Origin of the sequence: Acinetobacter colistiniresistens (genome assembly GCF_000413935.1) — a bacterium.
Lineage (GTDB): Bacteria > Pseudomonadota > Gammaproteobacteria > Pseudomonadales > Moraxellaceae > Acinetobacter > Acinetobacter colistiniresistens.
Genome location: NZ_KE340378.1, coordinates 165,723 through 192,609, shown reverse-complemented (window position 1 = coordinate 192,609; position 26,887 = coordinate 165,723). Strand labels below are relative to the sequence as shown.

Sequence of the window (26,887 nt, the reverse complement as noted above, 5' to 3'; positions counted from 1 at the left end):
TTTCTCCAAACATAAAAAAAGCTGGTCATCACCAGCTTCTTTCTTGAATCATGGTTTAACGTAATTTTAGCGTCATTAGACCCAATACAACGAGGAAAATGGTAATAATCCAGAAGCGGATGACCACTTGTGTCTCTTTCCAGCCTTGCTTTTCATAATGGTGATGTAACGGTGCCATCAAGAATACGCGCTTATTCCGCATGCGTAATGAACCGATTTGCAAGAAGACCGAAATTGCTTCCATCACAAAAACACCGCCCATAATGGCAAATACGATTTCCTGACGAACCATTACCGCAATCGTACCAAGCATAGCTCCAAGCGCCAATGCACCCACATCTCCCATAAATACTTGGGCTGGATGCGCATTGTACCAGAGGAAGGCTAAACCAGCACCGACCATGGCAGAGCAAATTACCACCAGTTCCGAGGTATATTTTACATAAGGAATATGCAGATATTCAGCAAAACGAATGTCACCTGACAAATAAGCAAATACCCCTAAACCGGCAGCCACCATCACAATCGGCATAATCGCCAAACCGTCCAAACCATCGGTCAAGTTGACCGCATTGGATGCACCATTAATAACAAGATAAGTGAAGCCGATAAATGCTAAACCTAATGGCACAGCCGAAAGCGGAATGGACAGATTCTTAAAGAATGGGAGCAGCAGATCCAGCATATCTGCCGTATGCTGAACACTATCTTGTTGTTTCGCAATGATATACAAGGCAATACCTGCGCCCAAAGACGCCACCGAAGTCCAGAAAAATTTCTTACGTGCTGGCAAACCTGCATTGTCTTTATAACGGACTTTAATCCAGTCATCCGCCCAACCCACTGCACCAAATACCACCATCACACCGAGCACAATCCAAACATAAGGATTAGATAAATCAGCCCACAACAAGGTACTGATGCCAATGGAAAGCAGGATTAAAATCCCACCCATGGTCGGTGTCCCCATTTTCTTGGCATGGTTTTCAGGCGCAAACGAGCTCACCGCCTGACCATATTTTAATGCTTGTAATTTACGAATCATCACTGGCCCTAAAACCAGCCCGATCGTCAAGGCAGTCAGTAAACTCAACAAAGAGCGCAATGTTAAATAACGAACAACCTGAAACGAACTGTTATAGTCCGCCAATTGCTCAAATAACCATAACAACATTTAAATTTTCTCCATCAAGTCAGTCATCAACGTTTCCATATGGGTATAACGAGACCCCTTGAACAGGAAACTCATTGACTGGGGTTGATGTGTTTGGACTAAATTAATTAAAAACGGCAATGCATCTGCTTGAGAAGCAAAAGCATGTAACTTTTCCGCATGGGTGGAACCCTGCTGAGCAGCTGCAGCAAACTCACCGACGACAACCAATTGATCTAAAGGCAAAGCCGTTAAGTCTTTCCCAAGATCATGGTGCTCTTGCCAACTGCTTTCACCTAATTCCCCGATATCGCCCATCACCATGACTTTTAAGCCTTGCTGTTGCAGCAATACCTGTGCTGCTGCACGCATAGACGTTGGATTGGCATTATAAGTATCGTCGATAAATAGATGATTTTGGTGTTGAATAAAGTTCAAACGACCTTTCGCCCCTTGCGCCTGTTCCAAACCTTGCACAATATCATCCAGCACAATACCGATTGCCAAGGCAAATGCAGTCGCTGCTGCTGCATTCTGCACATTATGGGCACCTGCAAAGGGTAAATTTACAGCACGAACCCCTTGAGGGGTATGTAAATTAAATTGGGCGGATTGAGGATGAAGTTGAACATCGCTCGCAAAGATATCTCCGCCTTCGCCAAAACTGAGGATCGGATGTGCTTGCGCATTGTCACGAATCGTTGCGGTGAAATCATCATCGGCAGGAACAATCGCGGTGCCTTGAGGCAAGATATGCGCATAAATCTCGGACTTGGCACGACAAATGCCATCACGACCACCAAACTCACCGAGATGTGCTGTCCCAATATTTAAAATACCGGCCACATGCGGTTGAACCAAATCCGAGGTGTAATCAATTTCACCTTGATGGCTGGCGCCCAGTTCCATGACCGCATATTGATGCTCTGGACGTAACTCGAGTAGCATCATCGGTACACCCAAATCATTATTCAGGTTGCCGCGAGTAATTAAGGTCGGTGCCAAACGGGATAATATGCTACCAAGCATTTCCTTGGTGGTGGTTTTACCACTACTTCCCGTCAACGCAATCACTTTCAGTTGCGGATTCTGTTGACGGCGATACGCACCAAGCTGCCCCAAAGCCAAGCGGGTATCTTTTACAATCAACTGGGCAATATTTGCATCGATCGGACGCTCTACAATCGCAATTTGGCACCCTTGTGTTGCCACTTGTGCCACAAAATTATGCGCATCAAAACGCTCACCCTTTAAGGCAAGAAAAGCATCGCCGGCTTCCGCATGACGTGAGTCGGTTAAAATACGCTTAATTTCACCCTGAGGCAGATTTTGCTTGTACCACTCACCTTGAGTCGCCTGCTGTAATTGTTCTGCTGTCCAAGGTTGTAATGGAACGGTACTGGTGGTTGAAGTATGCATACGCTTTTTTACCTTTGAGTCCTATTGCGCAGAATAAGCTGAATCGACAGAATGAAGCTGTGCCGCAATCGCAGACTGCACCTCCACCACATCATCAAACCAATGGCGAACGCCATCAATTTCTTGATAGTTCTCATGCCCTTTACCTGCGATCACGACGATATCTCCCGCTTGAGCCTGAGCCACCACAAATTTAATGGCTTCACGACGATCATGAATTTCATGCATCACATGTTGTGCAAAGCTGATGCCTTGTTTCATATCTGCAAAAATCTGTTCAGAGCTTTCGGTACGGGGATTATCGGAGGTAAGGACTACAGGATTGGCATGATCAAGTGCGGCCTGTGTCATCAATGGACGCTTACCCCGATCACGATCGCCACCACAACCAAAGACAGCCCAAAGCTGCCCCGTAACATGGCGCTTTAGCGTGGTCAGGACTTGGATCAAGGCATCTGGAGTATGTGCATAATCCACTACAAATAGACGCTCCGCATCTTGAATCACCTGCATGCGACCCGGTGCACCTTTGAGCTGAGGCACAAACTGAACCAGATCGGCCAAGGAGAAACCCGCACACTCAGCCGCAATCAGGCTTGCCAACAAGTTCTCAACATTAAACTGTCCAAGTAACGGACTCTGAACTGGATAAGTCCCTGTAGGACTGATCAGGCTAAAACTGGCCCCACTCAGACGATACTGTAAGTCCGCAATATGATAATCCGCAGTGCTTTGTGTTAAGGAATAAGTCAGAATTTTAGGTTGCGCCAGATTGGCTTTCGCCGCTTCCAACATCAGCGCCGCATGTGCATCATCCAGATTAATAACCACAGCTTTTAAAGTCGTAAACTTGAATAACAAGGCCTTGGCTTCAGCATAAGCATCTAAAGTGCCATGATAATCCAGATGATCACGGCTTAAATTGCTATATACCGCAATTTCAAGTTCACAGCCATTTAATCGGCCTTGTTCCAAACCATGTGAACTGGCTTCCAATGCCACAAAACTCGCCCCTTGTTTGGCATAGTCATGCAGGGCCTGTTGTAATTGCAATGCATCTAAAGTGGTATGCGTTGATGGAGTTAAATTTGGCAAAATACCATTGCCCGTCGTCCCCATTACAGCACAACCTTGCCCTTGTGAGCTGACCAATTCCGCAATGAGACGAGAAATGGTGGTTTTACCGTTGGTTCCTGTGACTGCAATACCTCGTAATGGCACGATCGGATCAACGGCTTGCACATACTGTTTTTGCCATTCACCCATCAAATAACGCACATCTGGACAGACCCATTCCTTGTCTAGTCCTAATTCAGCTTCACTAATAATCGCCAAGGCACCTGCATTTAAAGCATTCTGTGCAAACTGGCGGGTTTTTTCAGGCTGGCTATAACTGTTTAGGGCAATAAAAATTTGCCCCGTGCTGACCTTCCGACTATCCAGACAAAACCCTTGAAAAGGCTGCGTATACCAAGCCGCATCGATGTTGATTGGATGTATCTGTTGAAAACTAATCGACATAATCTACCTACGGATTGGATTTTATAGAAGTATCAAGGGGCTTATCTAAAGGCACATTCAGCAGACGCAATGATTCTTGCATCATTCTTGCAAACACTGGAGCAGCAACAAGACCACCGTAGTAACGCCCCTGTGGGTTTTCAACAACGACAATCATGGCCAGACGTGGATCACTGATCGGCGCAACCCCAGCAAACAAAGCACGATATTCACTGTTTGAGTAACCTTTACGGTCTGCACGCAATTTATGTGCAGTCCCTGTTTTACCACCCACGCGATAACCGGGGATGACGGCTTGTTTTGCAGTTCCGCCTGGCATGGTCACTTGCTCAAGCATCGTTAAGACCTGATCCGCTATTTTAGGTGCAAGAACCTGTTGGCCTTCAGGAGCTTTGTCTAATTTACGCAGGCTCAATGGCATTTGCACACCATGATTGGCCAGCATGGCATACCCTTGTGCAACCTGCAAAATGGTCGCATTTAAGCCATAACCATAGGCCATAGTCCCCAATTGAGACGGATTCAACTTATCGCCCGAATATAGTAAACCTGCGCTTTCACCCGGGAATTTGACTGCCGAGCGCTGGCCAAAGCCCGCACGTCTAAAGAAGGACGGCACCGTGTCTTTGGGTAGAGACAGGGCAATTTTAGCCGAGCCCACGTTCGAAGATTTAATAATGACCCCAGAAACCGTTAATGCGCCATAGTTATGTGTATCACGGATAGTGTGCCAGCCTAAACGCATTGAGCCCGGTGAGGTATTCACGATGGTATTCGGCGTATACTTACCACTTTCCAAAGCCGCTGCAATCGTAAACGGCTTCATGGTCGAACCCGGCTCAAACATGTCAATCGCACCACGGTTACGCATGGCGTCTTTATTATTGAGACCATTTTTGTCGTTCGGGTTGTACGATGGCCAACTGGTCATTGCCAAAATCTCACCCGTTTTCACATCAACCGCAATCGCAGTCGCCGAACGCGCATTATTGGCTACGCCTGCTGCGGTCAATTCACGATACATAATATATTGCAGACGTGAATCGATGCTCAGGGTGACATTTTCGCCTGATTCTACTTCTTTAATTACTTCTGAGACTTTAAGGCGGTTACCTTTTTTATCACGAATGATTTTCTGCTCGCCATCTACCCCAGACAACTGTTTATTCAGTTGCATTTCCAAGCCTTCAATCCCCACCCCTTCACTATTGGTCAACCCAATAATCTGTGCATTTGGTTGAGGTTGCGGGTAATAGCGCTTATAACTTTTCTCGGCATATACCCCTTGGAAATTACGCTTGGTAATTAAATCTGCTTGCTGCGGTGGAATTTCTTTTTGTAGCACCAAATAACGTGAGCGTGGACGTGCCTGCATTTGCTTTTTCAAATCCGCACGGTCAACACCCACAGCATCCGCCAACTCATCCAGATTTAAATTTTTATCGGGCAATTGACGTTTTAATTTACGGTTATTTGGATCTTTTTTTAGCTCAGCAGTAATTTCATCAAATTGCTGCTTAGTCTCCCAATAGTCTCTTGGATCAATCACAATTTTCATGATTGGCGTGCTAATCGCTAAAGGAACACCATGCCGATCACTGATCACGCCACGCATCGCTTCTAAGCGTTCGGTGCGTAAAATATTGGCATTGGCTTTATTTTGCAGAAAGTCTTTATTCACCACTTGCACATAGAATGCACGTGCAACCAATACCACAAAGCACAGCAATACTGCGCCCCAAAGCAAGTAAAATCGCCACATATCCAAAGCAAGGGTCGGTCTTTCAGAAATGGACTGCTGTTTTTTTCGTATTGGTTTACTTCGCTTATCTGCCATACAGCATGCCTTATTTATCTTGCTTTGAAGTCATAGGTAAAGAAATCACGACCGTCTGCGTCGCTGGTGGTGAAAACATACGGAGTTGCGTCACTGCACGTGAACCGATCTGGGCGGTTGCCCCGAAGGTCTGCTGTTCAATCAGCAAACGCCCCCATTCAGCGTTTAAATCATCTCTTTCACGCATATAAGTACTCAAGTCACGATAATCATGCCGATATTCAAACACTTGAAACACCACCATCATCGCACTGATAAATACCAATGCAACGAGTACAGCATAAACAGCAACCTTTTTCAGTCCCTTTCTGCTGCTTGATATAAGGTCTTCGTCATTGTTGTTGTTCATTCTCAGCCTTTTTGCTCTAAGCGCTCTGCAACACGTAGCCATGCACTACGCGAACGAGGATTTGCTTTTACTTCTGCTTCACTCGCACGAATACGAGAAACTTTCTTTAAACGTCGAGTATCCACCTGTGCTTGAGGCATGCCCCAACCCGAATCTTCAGGTAAGCTCGATTCTTTTTGGATAAACTGCTTGATTAAACGATCTTCCAAAGAGTGAAAGCTAATCACTGCCAACTGCCCTGTTGCTTTTAACAAGCTTACAGCTTGCGGCAAAAAGCTCTCGATATCATCAAGTTCTTTGTTAATTGCAATACGAATCGCCTGGAAAGTACGTGTTGCAGGGTGTTTATGCTTTTCCCACTTTGGATGTGCTGTTTTAACCACTTCTGCCAGTTGTGCGGTAGTGCTCATTTCACCAGCCAGTTTAATCGCTTTGGCAATACGGCGGCTATAACGTTCTTCACCATATTGGTAAATAATGTTTGCGAGTTTTTCTTCTTCAATTTCAAGTAACCATTCTGCTGCGGTTGGACCCTGTGAATTGTCCATACGCATATCCAGTGGCCCATTTTGCATAAAGCTAAAACCACGTTCCGCTTGATCCAACTGTGGCGATGAAACCCCAAGGTCCGCCATGATCCCGTCAACTTCGGTAATCCCGATATTGGCGAGCTCCGCTTGAATATCGGCAAAACTGGCATGAATGATTTTAAAGCGCGAATCTTCTTGTTCTAATTGTGCTGCAACCTCAAGGGCTTGCGGATCTTTATCAAAGGCATAGACGCGTGCATTGGCATCTAGTTTTGACAGTAATAGCTTGGTATGCCCCCCTCGACCAAAGGTTGCATCAACGAAAATACCAGTATCGCGGCCTGCCAATACGCCATCAACGGTTTCATGAAGTAAGACAGAAATATGCGACATAAGAAATGAATCAACAGCTAAAAATGTAACTGCACATTATCACCTTGTTTTATGCCAGTACCAAACGACTTTTTGTAGAGAATTCTTAACTTTTCATAGATAAAACCGTTTTCTTGTCATTTTTCAGTCAATAAAAAAGCAAATACTTCCTGTATTTGCTTTTTTAAATTTAGATACCCAATGAATAGCAGCCCGATCTATGGTTTTTCTGCATAAATTTGATCGAAGATCGCCCCATTCACAAAGTGGGTTTTCTGCGCTTTTGCCCATCCACCAAACACGTCATTAATTTTGAAAAGTTTGATCTTCGGAAATTGTTGTGCATATTTGGCAGCCACTTGAGGATTACGTGGGCGGAAATAATATTTTGCAGCCAGATCTTGCCCCAAGGGTGAATAAAGGAAGTTCAAATAACCACGTGCTAATTGACGATTACCATTTTTATCGACAGTTTTATCAACGATTGCCACTGAAGGTTCTGCCAGAATTGAAATCGATGGATACACAATTTCAAATTTATCCTTGCCCAAGCCTTGGGTCGCCAATAATGCTTCATTTTCCCAAGACAACAGCACATCGCCAATGCCACGCTCAGCAAACGTAGTTAAGGAGCCACGTGCACCCGAGTCCAAGACTTTGACATTCTGATAGAGTTTTTTTACCAGTTCACGCGCTTTGGCATCATTTCCACCTGGTTGCTTCAGTGCATAACCCCAAGCTGCCAGATAAATACAACGTGGCGCGCCCCCTGTTTTTGGATTCGGGGTAATGATTTCTACTCCTGGCTTGGTCAAGTCATTCCAATCTCGGATATTTTTGGGATTGCCTTTGCGTACCAAAAACACAACCGTTGAAGTATAAGGAGCCGAATTGTCTTTAAATTGTTTTTGCCAGTCTTTGCGGATTAAACCTGCATTGGCAATTTCATCGATATCATTGGCTAAAGCCAAAGTCACCACATCCGCTTGCAGACCATCAATCACTGAGCGTGCCTGCTTGCCAGAACCACCATGTGACTGCTTGAAATCCACATCTTGCCCGGTTCTTTTCTTCCAATACTGACCAAATGCCTGATTATATTCTTGATAAAATTCACGCGTTGGATCATAAGATACATTTAAAAAAGTGGTTGCTGCTTGCGCAACACTATTCAGACCCAACGCCAATAACGCTGCTGCAATAACTGTTTTCATTTTATTCTTCGCTTCTATCACCCCGTTTGTGTTCACTATATTTGTTTAAAAATATTTTACAATCATGCAGTTATATCAATAAATCAATTACTATTCTGTTTTTTAGATATGTCTGTTGATTGTGATTCTATGTATTTTTTAATTAAAATGAGAAAAATTATTATTCTCCACTTTTTCTACACATTTGCTTGCTAAATTCGACTTGTATAGAAAGTAGACAATTTGCTATAAACACCTATCAGAATGTGTCAATTTTTTATATTTTTTGTAAAAAGTGTGACTTGGTTCTACTTTTTTATTAAGATTTATGTTTGAATCGTATTATTAAAGCAATACTATAGTAGTTTGGTTAGTCTTGTAGACTCAAAGTCATAAAGGGGTGTGAGCAATGCGAGCATTAGAATTGAAAAAAACACTATGCTTCAGCTTGTTTTTAGCATGTTCTGTTCAACTGGGGCATGCGGCAGCAATTAAAGAAAGCAGTAACATAAGAACGATTGATAAATCATCTTCGAGCCTGATTGTTAAAGCCCTTGATCAGCAAAAACGCAATACCAGCATGTTACCGTCATCAGATGACGAGTTAAAAATGCTGAATACGATTCGCACAACGCCAACACAAACATTCTTTGCTAGTCAGCATGAACGTTTTTCCCGTTTCGTTCAGACCATATTCCAACCCCATACTTCTTAATCGTTAAATATGTGCCCCTTCACATATTTAAATCAAGCCTAGTCATGCCGTGACTAGGCTTTTTCGTTATAATCATTTTAATTTAAATTTTAGCTCCGATCATTTATGAAAGTTCGTACCCGTATTGCGCCTTCTCCTACTGGTTTTCCACATGTAGGCACAGCTTATATTGCGTTATTTAATCTATGTTTTGCCAAACAGCACGGCGGTGAGTTTATTTTACGTATTGAAGATACGGATCAACTTCGCTCAACACCTGAATCTGAAAAGATGATTTTAGATTCTTTACGTTGGTTGGGATTAAATTGGTCAGAAGGTCCAGATGTGGGGGGCCCACATGCGCCTTATCGCCAATCGGAACGTATGGGCATTTATAAGCAATACGCTTTGGAACTAGTTGAAAAAGGCCATGCTTTTTATTGCTTCGCAACCGCAGAAGAACTTGATCAAATGCGTGCAGAACAACAGGCACGTGGCGAAACACCAAAATATGACGGTCGTGGTTTAAAACTCTCACAAGAAGAAGTACAACGTCGCCTCTCTGCGGGTGAACCGCATGTGATTCGCATGAAAGTACCTGAAGAAGGGATTTGTAAAATCAACGACCTGCTGCGTGGCGAAGTGGAAATTCCATGGGCACAAGTGGATATGCAAGTATTGTTAAAAACAGATGGCTTGCCTACCTATCACCTTGCCAATGTGGTCGATGACCATTTAATGGAAATCACCCATGTATTACGTGGCGAAGAATGGTTACCCTCTGCACCAAAACACCAGTTGCTGTATCAATACTTCGGTTGGGACATGCCAACACTATGCCACATGCCTCTATTACGTAACCCGGACAAGTCAAAACTGTCTAAACGTAAAAACCCAACCTCAATCAACTACTATCGCGACATCGGTGTCCTCCCTGAAGCCTTGTTGAATTACCTCGGTCGCATGGGTTGGTCCATGCCGGATGAGCGTGAAGTGTTTACCTTAAATGACATGATTGAGCACTTTGACGTACAACGTGTTTCACTCGGCGGACCGATCTTTGATGTTGAGAAACTCAACTGGCTCAATGGTCAGTGGATCAAAGGGTTGACACCAGGTCAACTTCTGGATCGTTTGTTGGCATGGAAAAGTGACCGCCAAACGCTTGAAGATATTGCTGCTGCGATTCAGCCACGTATCCACTTATTGTCTGAAGCAGTCAATTGGGCAGGTTTCTACTTCAACCATATGCCGCAAATCAGCAAAGAACTGTTTGAAAGCAAGAAATTGACCGAAGAGCAAGTGCGTCAAAGCTTACAGTTTGCAATCTGGCGTTTAGAAAGCCAGTTCACATGGAATAATGACACCGTTAGCCAAACCCTGATGGACTTGGCCAACCAGATGGAAATCAAATTACGTGATTTCATGCCTGCTTTCTTTATTGCGATTGCTGGATCAACAAGCTCTACCCCAGTGATGCAATCCATGGTGACGTTGGGTCCAGATTTGACCTTTGCACGTCTCCGTCATGCCTTAGAACTGGTCGGTGCACCAAGCAAGAAAGAACTGAAAGTTTGGGAAAAGCTAAATGAATCACTAAAATTGCCGAAAAATGATGCAAATAGTGAGACTTAATTCAGTTTAATGATTGACGTGTGAGCGCATTCCCCCTAATATTGCGCTCACACATTCTGGGGTCATAGCTCAGTTGGTAGAGCGCTACAATGGCATTGTAGAGGTCAGCAGTTCGATCCTGCTTGGCTCCACCAGAATTTCGAAATCGCAACGCGGTATCGAGATGAACGCTAGATTTCGATCATTCGTGTGTTGCCTCATCTGTCCCTATCGTCTAGAGGCCTAGGACATCGCCCTTTCACGGCGGTAACCGGGGTTCGAATCCCCGTAGGGACGCCATATTCTTTATACGAATAATTATATTTTTCTCACAATCTTCCTCAATCAGATTGCACATTTCCGAATTTTCCATAAAATAGCCGCTTCTCTATGCTTGGACAAATTGTCGTATGCAATCTTCCAACTCGAATACGCATTCAGAATCAAAAACTTTAAAACGTGCAATGAGCACTCGCCATTTAGTTATGCTTTCTTTAGGCGGTGCAATTGGTACAGGTTTATTTTTAGGTTCTGGTGAAGTTATCGCTCAAACTGGCCCTGTGGGTGCAATTATTGCCTATATCCTAGGTGGTTTAATTGCTTATATGGTCATGCTCTGTTTAGGTGAACTTGCAGTACATATGCCTGTTGCTGGATCTTTTGGTGCATACGCTCAAAAATATATTGGTCCAGGCACAGGTTATATGGTTTCTTGGGTCTACTGGCTCACTTGGACCGCGACCTTAGGGACCGAATTTACTGCTGCTGCCCTGCTGATGCAGGAATGGTTCCCTGATATCTCAATGTGGATCTGGACCATCATTTTTGCCGTGACCATCTTAGGCTTAAATCTGACTTCGACCCGAATGTTTGCTGAGTCGGAATTCTGGCTAGCCTTAGTTAAAGTCGTCACCGTCATTGCCTTCATCATTTTAGGCTTATTGGCGATTTTTGGTTTGATCTCATTTAATGGTTACGAATCAGCACCCCTGTTCCACAATCTGACTGCGCACGGTTGGTTCCCGCAAGGCCTGATCCCCATCTTTACCACCATGCTGATTGTCAACTTTGCTTTCTCGGGCACAGAATTGATTGGGGTTGCTGCAGGTGAAACCAAAGACCCTGCTGAAAATGTGCCTAAAGCCATCAATGCAGCGATCTGGCGCCTATTAATTTTCTTTGTCGGTACCATCATTGTGATCAGTGCCCTACTGCCGTTCCAAGTTGCAGGCTTAGGCGGTGAAGGCGTGAGTAGCAGTCCTTTTGTAACGGTATTTAACTACATTGGTATTCCTTATGCCGATGACATTATCCGTTTCGTGATTATTACCGCACTCCTTTCGGCTGCAAACTCTGGACTGTATGCAGCATCACGTATGATGTGGTCTTTGTCTGATCAACGCCAGCTACCAAGTGTATTCTCACGTTTATCAAAACGTGGTACGCCTGTGATTGCACTGGTCGTCACGATGTTTGGTGCGATTCCCGGTCTGTTATCCGAACACTTTGCGCCTGAAACGATTTTCAAGAATCTATTGGGTGTTGCAGCCTTCACAATGGTCATTGTGTGGATGAGCATCTGCTGGAGTCAGTTTAACTTTAGACGTGAGTGGTATAAGGCCGGTCATTCAGCAAAAGATTTAAAATTTGCTGCACCGCTTTACCCGATTGTGCCAATTTTAGGCTTTGTCTTCTGTTTCATTACCGGTTTGAGTATGGCTGCAGACCCTGAAATGCAGGCAGGTTTTATTGGCTGCTTACTGTTTATCGCAGCCTGCTATTTAAGCCATTATGTTTTTTATCGTGATCGTAAATAAACAACCCTTAAAAAAATGCAGCTGAAGCTGCATTTTTTTTGCCTCTTAAACACATCAATTTCTCAATATTTTTGCTTAACTGCTTATTTTTGATTATTTATTCCGCAACATGTTTTATTTTTAAACACTTATCCACTTTTTTTAGATTTTCTTGAGAAAAGTGTTTGACACCCCATCCGATTCACCCTAATATACGCCCACCTCTGAAACGTCCCTATCGTCTAGAGGCCTAGGACATCGCCCTTTCACGGCGGTAACCGGGGTTCGAATCCCCGTAGGGACGCCACTAAATTCGAGGAAAAGCAAAGAATTAAATCTTTGCCGAGAATTTAGGCCTAGCGATCAATATGTATTACATATGCCGCTCAGGTAAATTTCCTCAGATATGTCCCTATCGTCTAGAGGCCTAGGACATCGCCCTTTCACGGCGGTAACCGGGGTTCGAATCCCCGTAGGGACGCCAAATTCTGAAAAAGCCACTGCATTGACAGTGGCTTTTTTATTGCCTATTCACTCCCAATCCCGACCTGCACTTCCAGACGCCCAGACTGTACCCGCAGACCCCGAATCTCAAATTGATCCACCAGTTGTTGTACCAACTCCCGGCTTTCTTGCAAAATATTTAGACCCGGTAAAATACTAAAATCGGTCAAGTTTAGAAGTTTATCGACCATCCATGAGCGGTTATTAATGAAATCAATAAAACCTGCCTCTTCCAGATCGATATACCATAAGCGATGCCCTTCTTTTTGAATACCGGGGATATCGCGAATCAGATGATTGATCAGAAATGGGATCGGTAAAGAATTAATTAATTCAAAACTGACATTGCCAACACGACGTGCTGCCCAATTGGTCAGGGTTCCGCCATGACGGATTTGTAAATCCAGATGCTCATCAACCTGGCGTAAACGTAAATACTTTTCTTGTCCGATACGACACTCTAAGACATTAAATTCGAGTGAAAGACGATATAGAAAACGACGATAGTGCCCATCCAATTCAATATGGAAACGGTCATTCCCACATTCAATTTTAATGTCATCAATTTCACTACGATCCATTCGCTTGCGAATTTGATTATTCAGCAACATCTCGGGAAGATACAAGGTCAGACTACTTTTGCCTAAAGAGGCTCTCGCCATGGCCAAAGCGACCTGACGTGCTGCTTCACTGGTCTCCGAGACCATATCACGTACGGTATTGCGCACCCCTTCGACACCACGCTTGGTATGATGCGTGACATGATCCAAGGCATCCAGCGCTGCATCTGCCACACCCGCAATATTGCGCGAAGTATCACTGGCAAATTCCACCGCATCCTGTGCATGCTGCAATGTTTTATTGATCAGTCGACGTGATAAGGATGGTTTCTCCGCAGAAACTTCCGCATCGGCCGGCATAATATCGAACATCGCTTTTTTATCATCTTGTCGATTCAAGATGCTCTCCCTCTTCCTTTTCTTACAGGCTCATTTCTTATGAGCATCAATCTGCTTTATGAACTTATTAGATATTTTTCTGTAGATTAGCACGCTCTTCGCTGTGATTTGCGTATTTTTGTTGCATCGCCTCAAATTATTTACCACTTCAGAGCAACGCCGCTTTGACATAAAATTCTATGGTTCATCCGCTTGAAGAGGCTCTTGCCCATCTTCGGCGCTCAGCGCCTGAATCTGCTCTAAACGCAGCACTTTATACTGTTTCAATATCGATTCAAGCTGCTGTACTTTTTCCTGCCCAACACCAAAATTTGGTAGTTCACGCAAAGCCACCCATGCAGCTTGCATCTGCTCAAACTCACTACCTTTTGCCAATTTTAGCGTCATCCAGTCAGCAAGATCCTGTACACGTTTATGCATTTCAAACTGCAATGCAAATAAATGACTGACTAAGGCTGATGCATCCAATTGCCTCAACAAGTCTTGAACATGGCGAAGCTGCTGACTTTGTTGTTGTAGATATGGAGCTAAAACGTCCTGATTGAACCAGACTGCAAAAGCAATCATGTCCTCAATAACAAGATCACGCTGTAGATACAGTGCATTCCGTTCAGGATGTTGTTTATTCAAACGAATATCACCTAAATACGCCATCAAGCCTTGTTGCAAGATCAGCTGAATCTGGCCCAGATCAAAATCTCGCTTTGGTTTCGAATCAGTCTGGTGAAGTTGACCCAGCAATACTTCATATTGAACAGGGGTTTGTAATAAGCGCAAAATTTCTGCATTTTGTTGGATGGCTTGCCATAAACAAATCAGCGGTAGATCAGCTTGCCCTGTATTGATCGTATCCTGCGCCAGAACACGCTGCCATGCGGCTTGCATCGTATTCTGCTGAACTAAGCTTGTGAGCACACTCTGCTCGGTTAAAAGCTGTGGTGCAGTTGCAATCACCTCCTGACTAAAAGGGAGATGCGCTTGCTTAGCACCAAAAATACCATTTAAGGATTTTCCCAGTGAATTCAGACCACGTCCCAAATCCGCCAACAGATGGGTATTTGCGGCTCGTGTTCGAAGGATGGACTCGGGTAATAATAAGCTGACCGCACGCTGTAATCGCTGGTTCTGATTTTTCTGATCAATTGGTTTCAGATGGTGCAACAACAAATGAAGGGCATATTCAACATCACTCAGCTGTGGCTGATATTCAGGCTGATTGCGACTCAGTAAACAATCAATATAAGCATAAAAGGCGGTTTCATTGCGTTGCTGCGATTGTTGTGCTGCCCATTCATAGTATTCAATCGCTTGCTTATATTGCGTCGCCCCTGCATAAGCTTTGGCCAGTGCGATCGCATATTGCGCACTCGGATAATGTTGTTGGAAATAATGCAAGAGATCAATCTTTGGTTGTTGATCTAGACAGCGATCCAACCGACGCAGGTAGCCATTGATGTGTTGCTGATTCGGCTGTTTCACAATGAAATTCAGTCTATAGACCAAACACTGCTCATACCATGCATACTTACGCGCATGCGACTCATAAGCACTCAGCAACTCATCTTCAATCAACTGAATTAATTGGCTGGCATAGAGAATGTCTTCATCACTCTCATGCCTGAATTGCCATTGTTTGGGTAAAACCACTTTAAATAAACGTAACAGAAAATGTGCACTAAGATCAGGGCTTTCCATCGTCACCAACATGAGCTTCTCTTGAGCTGACAGATGTTCTTTGCCCTTCTGAATACGTAATAAACGCAATTTGAGAATCTTGGTGGGTAACATGCGCTTCCTTTCGCATTCTTCAGCCTGCTCAAGTTGCAACTTAGCAGACTGCCCCAGCTTTTGCGAATGGCTTTAGACGAGCTGTCGCAGTACTTCTAAAGCCAATATGATGCTCGGCGCTGTGGCGCGATAAACGATAAAAATAAGTAAATTTATGTATTTGAAAGGCTCAAGATTTTTGCTTTCACATAATTTTCGTTAAAATGAACAAAACCGAATAGGAATTCTCTATGCAATATCGTTGCCCTAAATGTCAAAGCGCAAAAATCATGCCCGCCAGTCAGGGAATGAACAGCCCCCGCCCGAATGTACCTAAAAGTTTGGTGCTTTTAGTTCCTGCAATTTTTATTTTGTTGCTCTTGGTGCTGATCAGCGTTGGCATGTGGATTTTTGGCAATGGTGCGGGACAAGGCCTGCAAATCACGACGGTTGTCGTCTTTGTAATCTGTGTCATTGCAGGTGTTCTATTCTGGCGTGATCTACCTGATTTTAAAATTTCTATGCAAGCGTTTATGCAGGCACAGAAATATTGGAAATGCCGTGACTGCAATCATGAGTGGCAGAACTAAAATATCGAGATGGAGATTCACATCAGCTTAATGCTGATGTGAATGAGCCTGTTCTTCATTGTCAGCATGTTGATGCGTATGCTGACAGTTGATTTCTGCATCATCTTCAATCTGCAAAGTCACCTCAGCAATACCATGCTCATGCGATAACATTTCCGTAGCAGCACGATGCAACTGATTACGATCAGCATTTGGTGCGAACAGATGAACCGTAAGATGAATATTCTTTGAGGTAATTGCCCAGACCTTTAACTGGTGGATACTCTCAACGCCATCCAATCCGAGTAAATCATTTCTGAGTTTTTCAATATCCACTTCTTCGGGAACACCTTCCAGCAAGATATTGATACTTTGCTTGAGCAGAATCCATGTTCTCGGTAAGACCCAGAAACCAATCGCAACCGCAAGAATGGTATCAACCCAGTACCAGTTGGTGTAATAGATAATCACCGCACCCACGATGACAGCGACTGAACCCAGTGCATCACTCAACACTTCCAGATATGCACCTTTCATATTCAGGCTTTCTGCAGCACTGGACATTAACAGCTTCATGGAAATGAGATTAATAATCAGGCCCAAGCTTGCCACGATCAGCATGCCAACACTTTGAATTTCAGGCGGTTGCGTAAAGCGCTGATACGCTTCGTACAGGATATACATGGCCACAAAGAACAACATCGATGCATTAAACAATGCCGCCAGAATCTCAAAACGCTGATAGCCAAACGTGCGCTTGTTATCTGCTGGACGTTTGGCAATTTTAATCGCCACCAAAGCAATCGCCAACGCAGCAGCATCGGTAAACATATGCGCTGCATCGGACAGTAATGCTAAACTTTGCGTTATTAAACCCGCGACCACTTCAACCACCAAGAAGGTTGAGGTCAGTATCAGCGCAATGGTGAGTTTTTTGATATTACCTTCTGTGACTGCTGCATGACTATGGTCATGCCCTTGATGTCCACTCATGTAGGACTCCTCTTATCATTATCAAAGCAAGACCTGTTGCAGTCTTACCGTCAGCCAAAGCGAAAATCGCTTTGGCTGGTTCAGATTCTTCTTAATAAAGTGCTTCATTAAGAAGATAGCATAAACGGATTAAATTGCACTTTCCTGACGTTTGCTCTGTTTCGCTTCATTCATCCAACGATATACCACAGGCAGGATCAACAAGGTCAGTAAGGTGGATGAAATAATCCCACCAATCACCACGGTTGCCAGTGGACGCTGTACTTCCGCACCCGTACCCGTGGCAATGGCCATCGGAATAAAGCCAAGCGATGCAACAAAAGCGGTCATCAGGACGGGGCGTAGACGCAATACCGCACCATGCCAAGTGGCATAATGAACATCATATTGTTCTCGCAGCTCTTTGATAAAGCTCAGCATCACCAAACCATTCAATACTGCGACACCCGAAAGGGCAATAAAGCCCACACCTGCCGACATTGACAATGGAATATCGCGTAGCCATAGCGCCACCAACCCACCCGACAAGGCAAATGGCACACCACTAAACACCAGCAGACTCTCTTTAAAGTTGTTAAACACAGCCATCAACAGAATAAAGATCATCAACAAGGCCAATGGCACTACAATCTGCATTCTGGCTTTAGCCGAAGCAAGATTTTCAAACTGCCCGCCATAACCGAGCCAATAACCGCTTGGTAATTTTTGCTGTGATAACTTCTGTTGCATCTCACCCACAAACGAGCCTAAGTCACGATCTCGAACGTTGGTGGTCACTACAACACGGCGCTTGCCATTCTCACGACTGACCTGAGCCAAGCCTAAAATGTTTTCCACTTTTGCAACGTCTTGCAATTTGATTAATCCGCCATTCGGCAGCTGGATCGGTAACATCGCCAATTGCTGTGGCGTACGCATCACATCATCTAAACGCACGACAAAATCGAAACGGCGGTCACCCTGTAAAATCTGTCCGACACTTTGTCCACCAATACTTGCGGCAACTAAATCTTGGATCGATTTCATCGACAAGCCATATTGCGCCGCCAGTGCATGGTCAATATCGACATTCAGCAACGGTAAACCGTCCGTCTGCTCGACTTTAACTTCGCTCGAACCAGTAATCGTCCTCAGGGTTTGAGCAACTTTTTCAGCCTCTTGATTCAAGACCTGCATATCATCACCAAACACCTTCACCCCAATATCACTGCGTACACCTGAAATTAATTCATTAAAACGTAGTTCAATCGGTTGTGAAAACTCACTGTTATTACCCGGGATTTTCTCCACATAAGCCAACATTCGAGTCCGAAGGTCATCGATGGTTTCCGACTTGTCTGGCCACTGATCACGCGGCTTTAACAGCACCACAGCATCGGAAATGTTTGGTGGCATCACATCCGTTGCCACCTCTGCGGTCCCTGTACGTGCAAAAATCGCTTTGATTTCAGGAAATTCTGCAAGTAATTGCTTCTCAACACTTTCCTGAATTTTAAGTGACTCTTCAATCCCGGTACTCGGCGCACGCATCAACTGCAAGGCAAAGTCACCTTCACTTAGTTGAGGTGCAAACTCGCTGCCGACACGCGAGCCGATTGCAGCAGTTAACACTAAAATCGTGACTGCTCCTGCTATCACGACATAACGGAAAGCATAGGCTTTATCCAATAAGGCCTCATAATTGCGCTTTAATGCCGCCATCCAGCGACTTTCTTTCTCTTTCACTTCACCGGTAACAAATAAAGCCACTGCCGCAGGGACAAAGGTCACTGATAAAATAATGGCACCGATCAAGGCCAACACCACCGTCATTGCCATAGGATGGAACATTTTTGCTTCCACACCTGCCAATGCAAAGATCGGTAAATACACCACCATAATGATGATTTGTCCAAAAATCAGTGGACGTCGCGCTTGTTTCGCTGCCAAGAAAACTTCGGTGAAACGTTCAGAACGGGTCAGCAACCGCCCCTTATGATGTTGTGCTTCGGCCAGCCGTCGAATACAGTTTTCGACAATCACTACCGCACCATCGACGATAATCCCGAAATCCAGCGCCCCGAGACTCATCAGGTTGGCACTGATTTTCTGTTCCGCCATCCCCGTCAGGGTAAACAACATCGATAAGGGAATAATACAGGCGGTAATTAATGCAGCACGGAAGTTCCCCAAGAACACAAACAGAATCACAATCACCAGGATTGCACCTTCAATCAGGTTTTTGGCTACCGTTTTAATGGCTTTATCCACTAAATTACTGCGGTTGTAAACGGTTTCAATCACCACGCCTTCTGGCAATGAGCGTTTGATTTCCTGCATTTTGCTGTCGAGTGCTTGGGCGATCGATTTACTGTTCTCGCCCATCATCATCATGGCAATGCCCAGTACCGTTTCTTCACCGTTATAGGTCGCACCACCAGTTCTCAGATCATGGCCAATCGAAACGGTTGCGACATCAGCAACACGGATCGGTAAACCATTTTTGGTACTGACCGTCACGTTTTCAATATCTTGTACGGTTTTCAGCATGCCTGGAATACGCACGGTAAGCTGTTGACCATTTTCTTCAATAAAACCCGCACCGCGGTTTTCATTATTTTCGGTCAACACCGTTTGCAAATCGGATAACGGAATTTGCAGTTGTTGCAAACGTTTTAAATCTGGAGAAACCACATAGGTCTTGTTATATCCCCCGATGGTATTAATTTCTGCAACGCCTGGCACTCGCTGTAATTGAGGGCGAATAATCCAGTCCTGAATTTCACGCAAATCCATGGCTTGATACGACGTCCCATCTGCCTTTTTCGCATTCGGTTCCGCCTTGACCACCCATTGATAAATCTCCCCCAGACCGGTTGAAATCGGTGACATTTGCGGGTCAATCTCATCTGGCAAAGCACTCTTGGCTTCCTGCAAACGCTGATTAATCAGCTGACGCGCCCAATAAATATCCGTCCCATCTTTAAAAATCACCGTGACTTGTGATAAGCCATAGCGTGAGATTGAGCGGGTCTGTTCCAGATTTGGAATACCAGACATGGCATTTTCAATCGGATAGGTAATACGTTGCTCAACTTCAGGCGCAGTAAATCCACCAGCCTGACTGTTAATTTGCACCTGTACATTGGTAATATCAGGGACGGCATCAATCGAAAGCTTCTGGTAGCTATAAATCCCAACCCCGATCCATGCCACCACAAACAGCATGACCCAGATCGCATTGCGGATTGAAAACTGAATAATCCGATCAAATAGGCCTTCCGCAGGCGGAAGCCCCAAATTATCCTTAGTGTCCATGCTCAGCCTCTCCTTTCTCGATCTCAGATTTCAAAAGGAAACTGCCTTGACTGACATATTGTTGCTTTTCAGTCAGACCGGATTGAATTTCCACCCATTGCCCATCACTTGAATAACTACCGAGCTGAACAGGTGTTGGCGTGAAATGCATTTGGTCTTTTTCTTGCTTGGCCACAAACACCGTCGCTTTGCCTTCGATCTGCTGAATCGCTGCTTTGGCAACACGCAACACAGGTTTTTTATCGGTGCCATCTAACAGCACATTCACCATTAAATTCGGTCGTAATTCTTTGGCAGGCGTTAACACTTTGGCACGTACCTGCAAACGACCCGTTTGCGTATCTGCGGCTGTGGTTAAGGTCTGGATTTGTGCTTTAAAGCTATTATTGGTTTGCAGTGATTTAAACTCGATCTGCTGATCGGGTTGGACATTGATGTTATTCACGCTCGGTAAAATAAATTCAATCCAGAGTTGATCCAGCTGATCAATCACAAAGAGCTGCTTATCTGCAGTAATTTGCTCACCGACCACAATATCTTTCAGACTCACCACCCCACTTAAAGGCGCGGTCAAGACATAGCGCCCCTGACTGCCACTGGATGCACCCAAGGCAGATAAACGGCTTCGCGCAGCCTGTACCTGAATCTGTGCCTGACGATAGGCATTATAGGCACGTTGATAATCCTGACGTGCAGAAACACCTTGCTCCCAGAGTTGCTTTTCACGCTGATAGTCTTGCTGAGCAAGCGTTAATGCTTGCTGCGCAATACTTAAATTGGCTTGTTGATCGACTAAATCCGGAATGAATAAGGTGGCTAACACCTGCCCTTTCTTGACCTGTTGACCCAGTACTGCATTGACGCTTTCTACACGTCCAGCAAAGGTTGCTGAAACATGCGCTTGTTGATCGGTATTGGTCACCAGTTTCGCAGGATAGGCAAATTGCTGTCCAACCTCCCCGACACCCACCTGAGCCAGTTTAACGCCATACTCGGTCATCTGTTTTGGGCTTAGATTTAAACTGCCTTCCTCACTTTCCTTACCTTGCCCAGCTTCACCTTCTGCATGCCCGTCCTCGCCCTCAGCATGGCTATCGCCCGCACTAGCGGCATCACCACCAGCTTTGTTCTTGCCAGTGAAAAATAATAATGCGCTGAGGACTAAGCCAACCACGACAACCAGAATGACCCAAAACCACTGCTTTTTAGATTTATTTGTCGACATTATTCTGCTCCTACTACAGTGGGAAGGTTATTGGTATCTTTCCAAAGGGTTTGATTAATCTGGTTTAAAGCATCTGTTGAGCTCACAACACTTGGCTCAATGCCCAGTGCTAAACTCTCAGCTTCAATTTGTTTTTGCCATGCACTTTTCAGTAACTGCACTTTATTTAGGCGCTGATCTTGCAATTGCATGGTGGCTTGCTGCACATCGGTAATGGCATATTTACCCACTTTAAAACCTAGCAGCATTTTTTCTTGTACGGTTTCAGACAGTGGAATTTGTCGTTGGTTGACCAAATCAAACTGTTGTTTTAAACCCATCAGTTCAGCTGTAAGCGTCTGAATGGCATTTAAGTTTTGCTGTTTATAAAACTGTTGCTGTTTGACCAACAAATCTTGTTTGGCATTGGCAATCCGCAGAGAATATTGCTGACGGTTAAAAATATTCAAAGGAATCTCGATCCCCACTCTGAACTTGTTATCCGTCGAATTGGTATCCGCACTTTTACTTTGCACCATGCCGAGATTGACCGTTGGATTCGGTCGGTTGGATGCTTTTAAATAATCAATATTGGCTTTTTGTCGCACAATATCGAGCTGAATTGCACGCTCAAATAAGTTGTCCTGCAAATAGCTTTGCAGATCTTGTTGTTGCGGCCAAACATTGGCCATTTCAGCCGAGTAGCGGTTGTCAGTACTGCCCCACAAGTTTGCCAACTGACGCTTTGCTGTGGCTAAAGCCAGTTCGGTTTGCTGAAATAAACGCTGATTTTCAATATGCGCCATTAGCGTACGGTCTAAATCGACCTGTGCGATACTGCCTGCTTTCAGTCTTAAACGTGTCGCATCTAAAGTCGCCTGACTAGTTTTTAACTGTGCCTGCACCACATCATGCTCAAGTTCTAAAATCACAACTTGTGACCAAAGATATTTGACGGCGAGCTCTAGCTGCGCATCGTAAAGCGCCTGATTAAGCCCCACTTGGGTAGCTTGCACATCGGCGAGTTTGACCGCGGCACGACGTTGACCAAAAACATCCAGTTTTTGCGACACACCAAATTCAAGCTCTTTATCCTTACCAGACCTGAAATCAGTCTGCTGAATAGAGACACTTGGATTTGCCCATAAAGCGGCTTGTTTGACATTGGCCTCGGCAATCCCCTGCTGGGTTTGCCATACGCCCATGCTTGCTTGATGTTGTTTAACATCTTGCAAAACTTGTTCAAAGCTCAGGTTGCGTTGCGCCACCTTGCTTGAAGGCTGATTTGCATCAAGCAAAGACTCTGCTGCAATGGATGGACTCAAAACGGCAGTGCTTAAGGCAATCGCGATGACCGACCACTGCAATGACAATTGAATACGATTTTTCTGCGTATGCTGCTCAATCGCATGGATACGCTGATTTAAACGAAAAGACATATAAAGCCCCGCAAAGTAATAAGATTGCGGTGGGCTATTTTTCGGCTACCCCACCTATAGCGGGGTCAATACAGGGGGCGGATTTAATCCGATTAAATGGGGGGACTGATACGAATTAGACCAGTAATATTTTTGTTCTGCTTTATGCATCCGCAACATGGGTTCATTCAGTTGCTGTTGAACTTCAGCCACCACTACATGGAAGCATGAAGGTAAATGATCATGATGATCTTGCAGACTGAGCGGCATAGGCAAGTCAGAGGCATCTTGATCCACCACGACTTGCTTTTTCTCTGGCACATGATGCCCGAAATGGTTCAGGCTGCTGTACTCACTTGAGGTTTCGTGCGCGCAAAACGCTGCCGCCACATTCCAGAAACTTTGGAACATGAACAGACTCAGCAAGACGGTCACGAAAACAGTTGAGCGTTGCAACAGCACACCCTTACAGTAAATTGCACAAAGGCACTATAGCAGGCTATTGCGATGTAATAAAATTACAAAACAATTTTTAATCAATTTCTCTCTGATTTAGAAAGTTTTTTCGTCGACTTTGATCACCATGATTTTTCTTTGACAGGTATTTTATGTCTAAAATCTTCTCTATTTTGCTGTTGGCTATGGGGCTTAGCCTCAGTGGATGTGCCACCACCCTTCTTTCAACTGCGCTCCCCAATGAGACCAGTCGTATTCAAACCGACACCTTAAAAACCGACCAGATTATTGCACTGGGGCAAGCCATTCAAAACCAGCAAAGCCAAGGACTGGTGTTTATTGGTCAGGATTTTAATTATTTAATGACGGATGGGAGTGCTGAGCTACTCAAACTTCTGCATGCAATTCCAGCGCAACAGCGATCTTTCACCAGCGCATCTCCTTTGGTTCTCACGATGGAAGATCCAAATCATTTTCGTGGTGTCTTACAAATTCAATATAATACTCGCATGGTTGATCTCAATCAGAAGCAAAAAGATTTATTAAAGTCTTTAGGCTTTAGACAAAATTTTGACTTGATTCAAAATCAGCAAACCGCCCCTTATCCTTATATTAATGTTTTTTTCAAAGGCCAGCTGTATCAGGGCTTAGACCGCCAGAAAGTTCAGCAACAATTGGCAACGCCTTATCCTATTCGGCTACAGCAAGAAACAACCATTACCACCAAACATCCAGTAAAACGAGCAACTCGTATGGTGTTATATCCTTTAGCCATGGTTTTTGATGTTGTTACCGTTACACCGCTATTAATCTGGTCAGATCTGCGTGGCGATTTTAATAAATAGCTTGGGTTTAATGCTAACGCTCACTTTTGAATCGTTAACATTATTCGCTCATCTTTTAAATTAGCAGTATGATCTTTTATTATGACTACAAAGTCTCATTCATTTAAATCAATAAAGACGCACGATATGAAGAAAAATCGGATAATAGTCCCTCTTCATTTCTTTTTTAATATAACAGTTTAAATAAATGTGACGGTGTTTACATTTTAATCTCATTATATACATAAATAAATTAACACAAGCTAATAAAAAAGATTTATATTCAAATCACAATAATGAAAAAGCTTGAACTAAAGGAGACTGCTATGAATCTAAATATCGTAAAACAACAGTTGCGCTCATGTTTCCTTAGTTTGAAGGAGAATGATGCAGTTCCTGAATCAGAACGAGAAATTAATAAAGCACAATTCTTTGAAAGTTTAGCAATCAGTGATCACTATAAAGAAGATCACTATACCATTTCCTCTAATGACCGAAATGCAATGTGGTATTTTCTACGCGCAGCACTAAGAGGTAATGCGAATGCCGCATTTAAATTAGGTGAAAGTTACTTACACGGTGAACTCGGTCTAGATAAGGACTATAAAAAAGCCCAATATTGGCTAGAAAGAGCAATGCACCAAGGGCATCCTCAGGCAAAAGATTATCTCTATACTGCATTTAGTGAATTGGCTTTTTCATAAGCTAAAAAAACCAGCTCGAAAGCTGGTTTTTTCAGACCTTAGCCTGTGATTTTTTTGTACTTGGTTCGTTTTTGAGCGGCATCATCACCTAAACGAGATTGGCGATAAGCTTCATATTCTGCATAGTTACCTGTGTAGAATTCTGGCTGTTCGTTCTCAAATGACAAGATATGCGTTGCAATACGGTCAAGGAACCAACGGTCATGCGATACCACCATCACGGTGCCCGGGAAGACCAGAATTGCATCTTCAAGTGCACGTAAGGTTTCAATATCCAAGTCGTTCGATGGTTCATCCAGTAAGATAACGTTTGCACCTAACTGTAAGATTTTCGCCAGCTGTAAACGGTTACGCTCACCACCAGACAATTCACCTACACGTTTTTGCTGATCTTGGCCTTTAAAGTTAAAGCGACCGATATAAGCACGTGATGCAATTTCGTAATCACCAATTTTTAAGATATCCAAACCACCAGAAACTTCTTCCCAAACGGTTTTGTTGTTATCTAAGGTGTCACGGATCTGACCGACGTAAGCCACTTTAACTGATTCACCTAACGTCACCGTACCCGTATCTGGTTGTTGTTCGCCAGTCATCATACGGAATAAGGTGGTTTTACCTGCACCGTTTGGACCCACGATACCGACAATCGCTGTAGGCGGTACAGTAAACGTTAAGTTTTCGTAAAGTAAGCGACCATCAAATGATTTACTGATGCCTTCAACTTCTACAACTTTATTTCCTAGGCGTGGACCTGGTGGAATATAAATTTCAGAGGTCTCATTACGCTGTTGGAACTCACGTGAGTTAAGTTCTTCAAAACGCTCCATACGCGCTTTGTTTTTCTTTTGCTGACCTTTGGCATTTGAACGAACCCATTCAAGTTCTTTTTTCAATGCTTTGGCAAAAGATTCTTCTTGTTTGTTCTCTTGCTCTAGACGGGCATTCTTTTGTTCCAACCAAGAAGAATAGTTACCTTGATAAGGAATCCCCATGCCACGGTCAAGTTCAAGAATCCACTCAGCCACGTTATCCAAGAAATAACGGTCATGCGTAATCGCCACGATCGTACCTGGGAAATCTTTTAAGAAACGCTCTAACCAAGACACTGATTCAGCATCTAAATGGTTCGTCGGTTCGTCAAGAAGTAACATGTCTGGCTTAGACAGCAATAAACGGCACAAGGCAACACGGCGACGTTCACCACCTGAAAGTAGCGATACATCTGCATCCCATGCAGGCAGGTTCAATGCATCCGCAGCAATTTCAAGCTGGTTATTGAGGTTGTGTGCATCCCATGCATGGATGATCGATTCCAATTTTTCCTGCTCTTTCGCAAGTGCATCGAAATCTGCATCTGGTTCAGCATATTCAGCAAAAACCTGGTCAAGACGCGCCAAAGCATCCAATGCTTCACGTACGCCATCTTCAACGTTACCACGAACGTCTTTAGTCGGATCAAGTGGCGGTTCTTGTTCTAAGTAGCCGATTTTGATTCCGGGTTGTGCACGTGCTTCACCTGAGAAATCTTTATCTACGCCAGCCATAATACGGAGTAAGGTTGATTTACCTGCACCGTTCAAACCAAGCACACCAATTTTTGCGCCCGGGAAAAATGATAAAGAGATGTCTTTTAAGATTTCGCGCTTCGGCGGAACCATTTTCGACACTCGGTTCATCGTATAAATATATTGGGCCACGCAGGACTCCTCAA

General features: G+C 44.2%; 20 protein-coding genes, 4 tRNA genes and 1 pseudogene. 10 read left to right on the top strand and 15 right to left on the bottom strand.

Annotated elements, in window-relative coordinates; translation table 11 throughout:
- Window positions 1–55: 55 nt before the first annotated feature.
- The 7 genes and pseudogenes from mraY to F907_RS14480 all read right to left on the bottom strand — a co-directional run bounded on the left by mraY (window position 56) and on the right by F907_RS14480 (window position 8,395).
- Window positions 56–1,174, bottom strand: a complete 1,119-nt coding sequence (gene mraY, locus F907_RS14450; protein ID WP_016651423.1) for a phospho-N-acetylmuramoyl-pentapeptide-transferase — start codon at window positions 1,172–1,174, stop codon at window positions 56–58.
- Window positions 1,175–2,572, bottom strand: a complete 1,398-nt coding sequence (locus F907_RS14455; protein ID WP_016651422.1) for a UDP-N-acetylmuramoyl-tripeptide--D-alanyl-D-alanine ligase — start codon at window positions 2,570–2,572, stop codon at window positions 1,175–1,177. It abuts the gene before it with no gap.
- 21 nt (window positions 2,573–2,593) lie between these two features.
- A complete protein-coding gene (locus F907_RS14460) occupies window positions 2,594–4,093 on the bottom strand; it encodes a UDP-N-acetylmuramoyl-L-alanyl-D-glutamate--2,6-diaminopimelate ligase (RefSeq protein WP_016651421.1) in 1,500 nt (499 codons plus the stop codon).
- A gap of 3 nt (window positions 4,094–4,096) precedes the next feature.
- A pseudogene (gene ftsI, locus F907_RS14465) lies at window positions 4,097–5,930 on the bottom strand (penicillin-binding protein PBP3).
- Between the two features lie 10 nt (window positions 5,931–5,940).
- Entirely contained in the window at window positions 5,941–6,279 is a 339-nt protein-coding gene (gene ftsL, locus F907_RS14470; protein ID WP_016651420.1) for a cell division protein FtsL, read from the bottom strand.
- A 2-nt stretch (window positions 6,280–6,281) separates the two neighbouring features.
- Entirely contained in the window at window positions 6,282–7,202 is a 921-nt protein-coding gene (gene rsmH / locus F907_RS14475; protein ID WP_005275795.1) for a 16S rRNA (cytosine(1402)-N(4))-methyltransferase RsmH, read from the bottom strand.
- 197 nt (window positions 7,203–7,399) lie between these two features.
- A complete protein-coding gene (locus F907_RS14480; RefSeq protein WP_016651419.1) occupies window positions 7,400–8,395 on the bottom strand; it encodes a sulfate ABC transporter substrate-binding protein in 996 nt (331 codons plus the stop codon).
- Between the two features lie 388 nt (window positions 8,396–8,783).
- Between F907_RS14480 and F907_RS14485 the strand changes: the two genes are divergently transcribed.
- The 7 genes from F907_RS14485 (at window position 8,784) to F907_RS14515 (ending at window position 12,962) form a co-directional block, all read left to right on the top strand.
- Entirely contained in the window at window positions 8,784–9,089 is a 306-nt protein-coding gene (locus F907_RS14485; RefSeq protein WP_005238346.1) for a hypothetical protein, read from the top strand.
- Window positions 9,090–9,194: 105 nt separating this feature from the next.
- Complete coding sequence (gene gltX, locus F907_RS14490) at window positions 9,195–10,703, top strand: glutamate--tRNA ligase (RefSeq protein ID WP_016651418.1); 1,509 nt, start codon at window positions 9,195–9,197, stop codon at window positions 10,701–10,703.
- Between the two features lie 58 nt (window positions 10,704–10,761).
- A tRNA-Ala gene (locus F907_RS14495) sits at window positions 10,762–10,837 on the top strand.
- A gap of 69 nt (window positions 10,838–10,906) precedes the next feature.
- Window positions 10,907–10,982 (top strand) — tRNA-Glu (locus tag F907_RS14500).
- 110 nt (window positions 10,983–11,092) lie between these two features.
- The gene (locus F907_RS14505; protein WP_005275786.1) at window positions 11,093–12,499 is read left to right on the top strand and encodes an amino acid permease; all 1,407 of its coding nucleotides are present in this window, start codon (window positions 11,093–11,095) and stop codon (window positions 12,497–12,499) included.
- 210 nt (window positions 12,500–12,709) lie between these two features.
- A tRNA-Glu gene (locus F907_RS14510) sits at window positions 12,710–12,785 on the top strand.
- Window positions 12,786–12,886: 101 nt separating this feature from the next.
- A tRNA-Glu gene (locus tag F907_RS14515) sits at window positions 12,887–12,962 on the top strand.
- Between the two features lie 43 nt (window positions 12,963–13,005).
- On the opposite strand, the gene F907_RS14520 is transcribed toward F907_RS14515, so the two are convergent.
- Together F907_RS14520 and F907_RS14525 are read right to left on the bottom strand one after the other, a co-directional pair.
- Window positions 13,006–13,941: a hypothetical protein gene (locus tag F907_RS14520; protein ID WP_005275783.1), complete on the bottom strand. Its 936-nt coding sequence runs from the start codon at window positions 13,939–13,941 to the stop codon at window positions 13,006–13,008.
- A 177-nt stretch (window positions 13,942–14,118) separates the two neighbouring features.
- A complete protein-coding gene (locus tag F907_RS14525; protein WP_016651417.1) occupies window positions 14,119–15,729 on the bottom strand; it encodes a hypothetical protein in 1,611 nt (536 codons plus the stop codon).
- A 230-nt stretch (window positions 15,730–15,959) separates the two neighbouring features.
- On the opposite strand from F907_RS14525, the gene F907_RS14530 reads away from it, so the two are divergent.
- Window positions 15,960–16,298, top strand: coding sequence for a zinc-ribbon domain-containing protein (locus F907_RS14530; protein WP_016651416.1), 339 nt, complete (start codon window positions 15,960–15,962; stop codon window positions 16,296–16,298).
- Between the two features lie 27 nt (window positions 16,299–16,325).
- Here F907_RS14530 and F907_RS14535 read toward each other — a convergent pair whose 3' ends face one another.
- The 5 genes from F907_RS14535 to F907_RS14555 form a co-directional block, all read right to left on the bottom strand.
- On the bottom strand, window positions 16,326–17,270 hold the full coding sequence (locus F907_RS14535) for a cation diffusion facilitator family transporter (RefSeq protein ID WP_016651415.1): 945 nt from the start codon (window positions 17,268–17,270) through the stop codon (window positions 16,326–16,328).
- Window positions 17,271–17,399: 129 nt separating this feature from the next.
- Window positions 17,400–20,567 (bottom strand): efflux RND transporter permease subunit, encoded by a 3,168-nt coding sequence (locus F907_RS14540; RefSeq protein ID WP_016651414.1) that lies wholly within the window; start codon window positions 20,565–20,567, stop codon window positions 17,400–17,402.
- Window positions 20,557–21,792: an efflux RND transporter periplasmic adaptor subunit gene (locus tag F907_RS14545; RefSeq protein ID WP_016651413.1), complete on the bottom strand. Its 1,236-nt coding sequence runs from the start codon at window positions 21,790–21,792 to the stop codon at window positions 20,557–20,559. Before F907_RS14545 ends, F907_RS14540 begins: the two co-directional genes overlap by 11 nt.
- Window positions 21,792–23,210: a TolC family protein gene (locus F907_RS14550; protein ID WP_016651412.1), complete on the bottom strand. Its 1,419-nt coding sequence runs from the start codon at window positions 23,208–23,210 to the stop codon at window positions 21,792–21,794. The genes F907_RS14545 and F907_RS14550 overlap by 1 nt, the downstream gene beginning before the upstream one ends.
- A gap of 54 nt (window positions 23,211–23,264) precedes the next feature.
- On the bottom strand, window positions 23,265–23,645 hold the full coding sequence (locus F907_RS14555; RefSeq protein ID WP_212749738.1) for a cation efflux protein, CzcI-like: 381 nt from the start codon (window positions 23,643–23,645) through the stop codon (window positions 23,265–23,267).
- A gap of 152 nt (window positions 23,646–23,797) precedes the next feature.
- On the opposite strand from F907_RS14555, the gene F907_RS14560 reads away from it, so the two are divergent.
- Both F907_RS14560 and F907_RS14565 read left to right on the top strand, forming a co-directional pair.
- A complete protein-coding gene (locus F907_RS14560) occupies window positions 23,798–24,490 on the top strand; it encodes a YidX family protein (RefSeq protein ID WP_016651411.1) in 693 nt (230 codons plus the stop codon).
- A 305-nt stretch (window positions 24,491–24,795) separates the two neighbouring features.
- Window positions 24,796–25,173 carry a tetratricopeptide repeat protein gene (locus F907_RS14565; protein WP_005275758.1) on the top strand — a complete coding sequence of 126 codons (378 nt, stop codon included), beginning with the start codon at window positions 24,796–24,798 and terminating at the stop codon, window positions 25,171–25,173.
- Between the two features lie 38 nt (window positions 25,174–25,211).
- Here the strand turns inward: F907_RS14565 and ettA are convergent, their stop codons facing one another.
- On the bottom strand, window positions 25,212–26,873 hold the full coding sequence (gene ettA / locus F907_RS14570) for an energy-dependent translational throttle protein EttA (protein WP_005275755.1): 1,662 nt from the start codon (window positions 26,871–26,873) through the stop codon (window positions 25,212–25,214).
- Window positions 26,874–26,887 lie beyond the last annotated feature (14 nt).

Coding starts and splice junctions, on each gene's coding strand:
- mraY (WP_016651423.1), bottom strand. CDS start 1,174: ATGTTGTTATGGTTATTTGAGCAATTGGCGGACTATAACAGTTCGTTT.
- F907_RS14455 (WP_016651422.1), bottom strand. CDS start 2,572: ATGCATACTTCAACCACCAGTACCGTTCCATTACAACCTTGGACAGCA.
- F907_RS14460 (WP_016651421.1), bottom strand. CDS start 4,093: ATGTCGATTAGTTTTCAACAGATACATCCAATCAACATCGATGCGGCT.
- ftsL (WP_016651420.1), bottom strand. CDS start 6,279: ATGAACAACAACAATGACGAAGACCTTATATCAAGCAGCAGAAAGGGA.
- rsmH (WP_005275795.1), bottom strand. CDS start 7,202: ATGTCGCATATTTCTGTCTTACTTCATGAAACCGTTGATGGCGTATTG.
- F907_RS14480 (WP_016651419.1), bottom strand. CDS start 8,395: ATGAAAACAGTTATTGCAGCAGCGTTATTGGCGTTGGGTCTGAATAGT.
- F907_RS14485 (WP_005238346.1), top strand. CDS start 8,784: ATGCGAGCATTAGAATTGAAAAAAACACTATGCTTCAGCTTGTTTTTA.
- gltX (WP_016651418.1), top strand. CDS start 9,195: ATGAAAGTTCGTACCCGTATTGCGCCTTCTCCTACTGGTTTTCCACAT.
- F907_RS14505 (WP_005275786.1), top strand. CDS start 11,093: ATGCAATCTTCCAACTCGAATACGCATTCAGAATCAAAAACTTTAAAA.
- F907_RS14525 (WP_016651417.1), bottom strand. CDS start 15,729: ATGTTACCCACCAAGATTCTCAAATTGCGTTTATTACGTATTCAGAAG.
- F907_RS14530 (WP_016651416.1), top strand. CDS start 15,960: ATGCAATATCGTTGCCCTAAATGTCAAAGCGCAAAAATCATGCCCGCC.
- F907_RS14535 (WP_016651415.1), bottom strand. CDS start 17,270: ATGAGTGGACATCAAGGGCATGACCATAGTCATGCAGCAGTCACAGAA.
- F907_RS14540 (WP_016651414.1), bottom strand. CDS start 20,567: ATGGACACTAAGGATAATTTGGGGCTTCCGCCTGCGGAAGGCCTATTT.
- F907_RS14545 (WP_016651413.1), bottom strand. CDS start 21,792: ATGTCGACAAATAAATCTAAAAAGCAGTGGTTTTGGGTCATTCTGGTT.
- F907_RS14550 (WP_016651412.1), bottom strand. CDS start 23,210: ATGTCTTTTCGTTTAAATCAGCGTATCCATGCGATTGAGCAGCATACG.
- F907_RS14560 (WP_016651411.1), top strand. CDS start 23,798: ATGTCTAAAATCTTCTCTATTTTGCTGTTGGCTATGGGGCTTAGCCTC.
- F907_RS14565 (WP_005275758.1), top strand. CDS start 24,796: ATGAATCTAAATATCGTAAAACAACAGTTGCGCTCATGTTTCCTTAGT.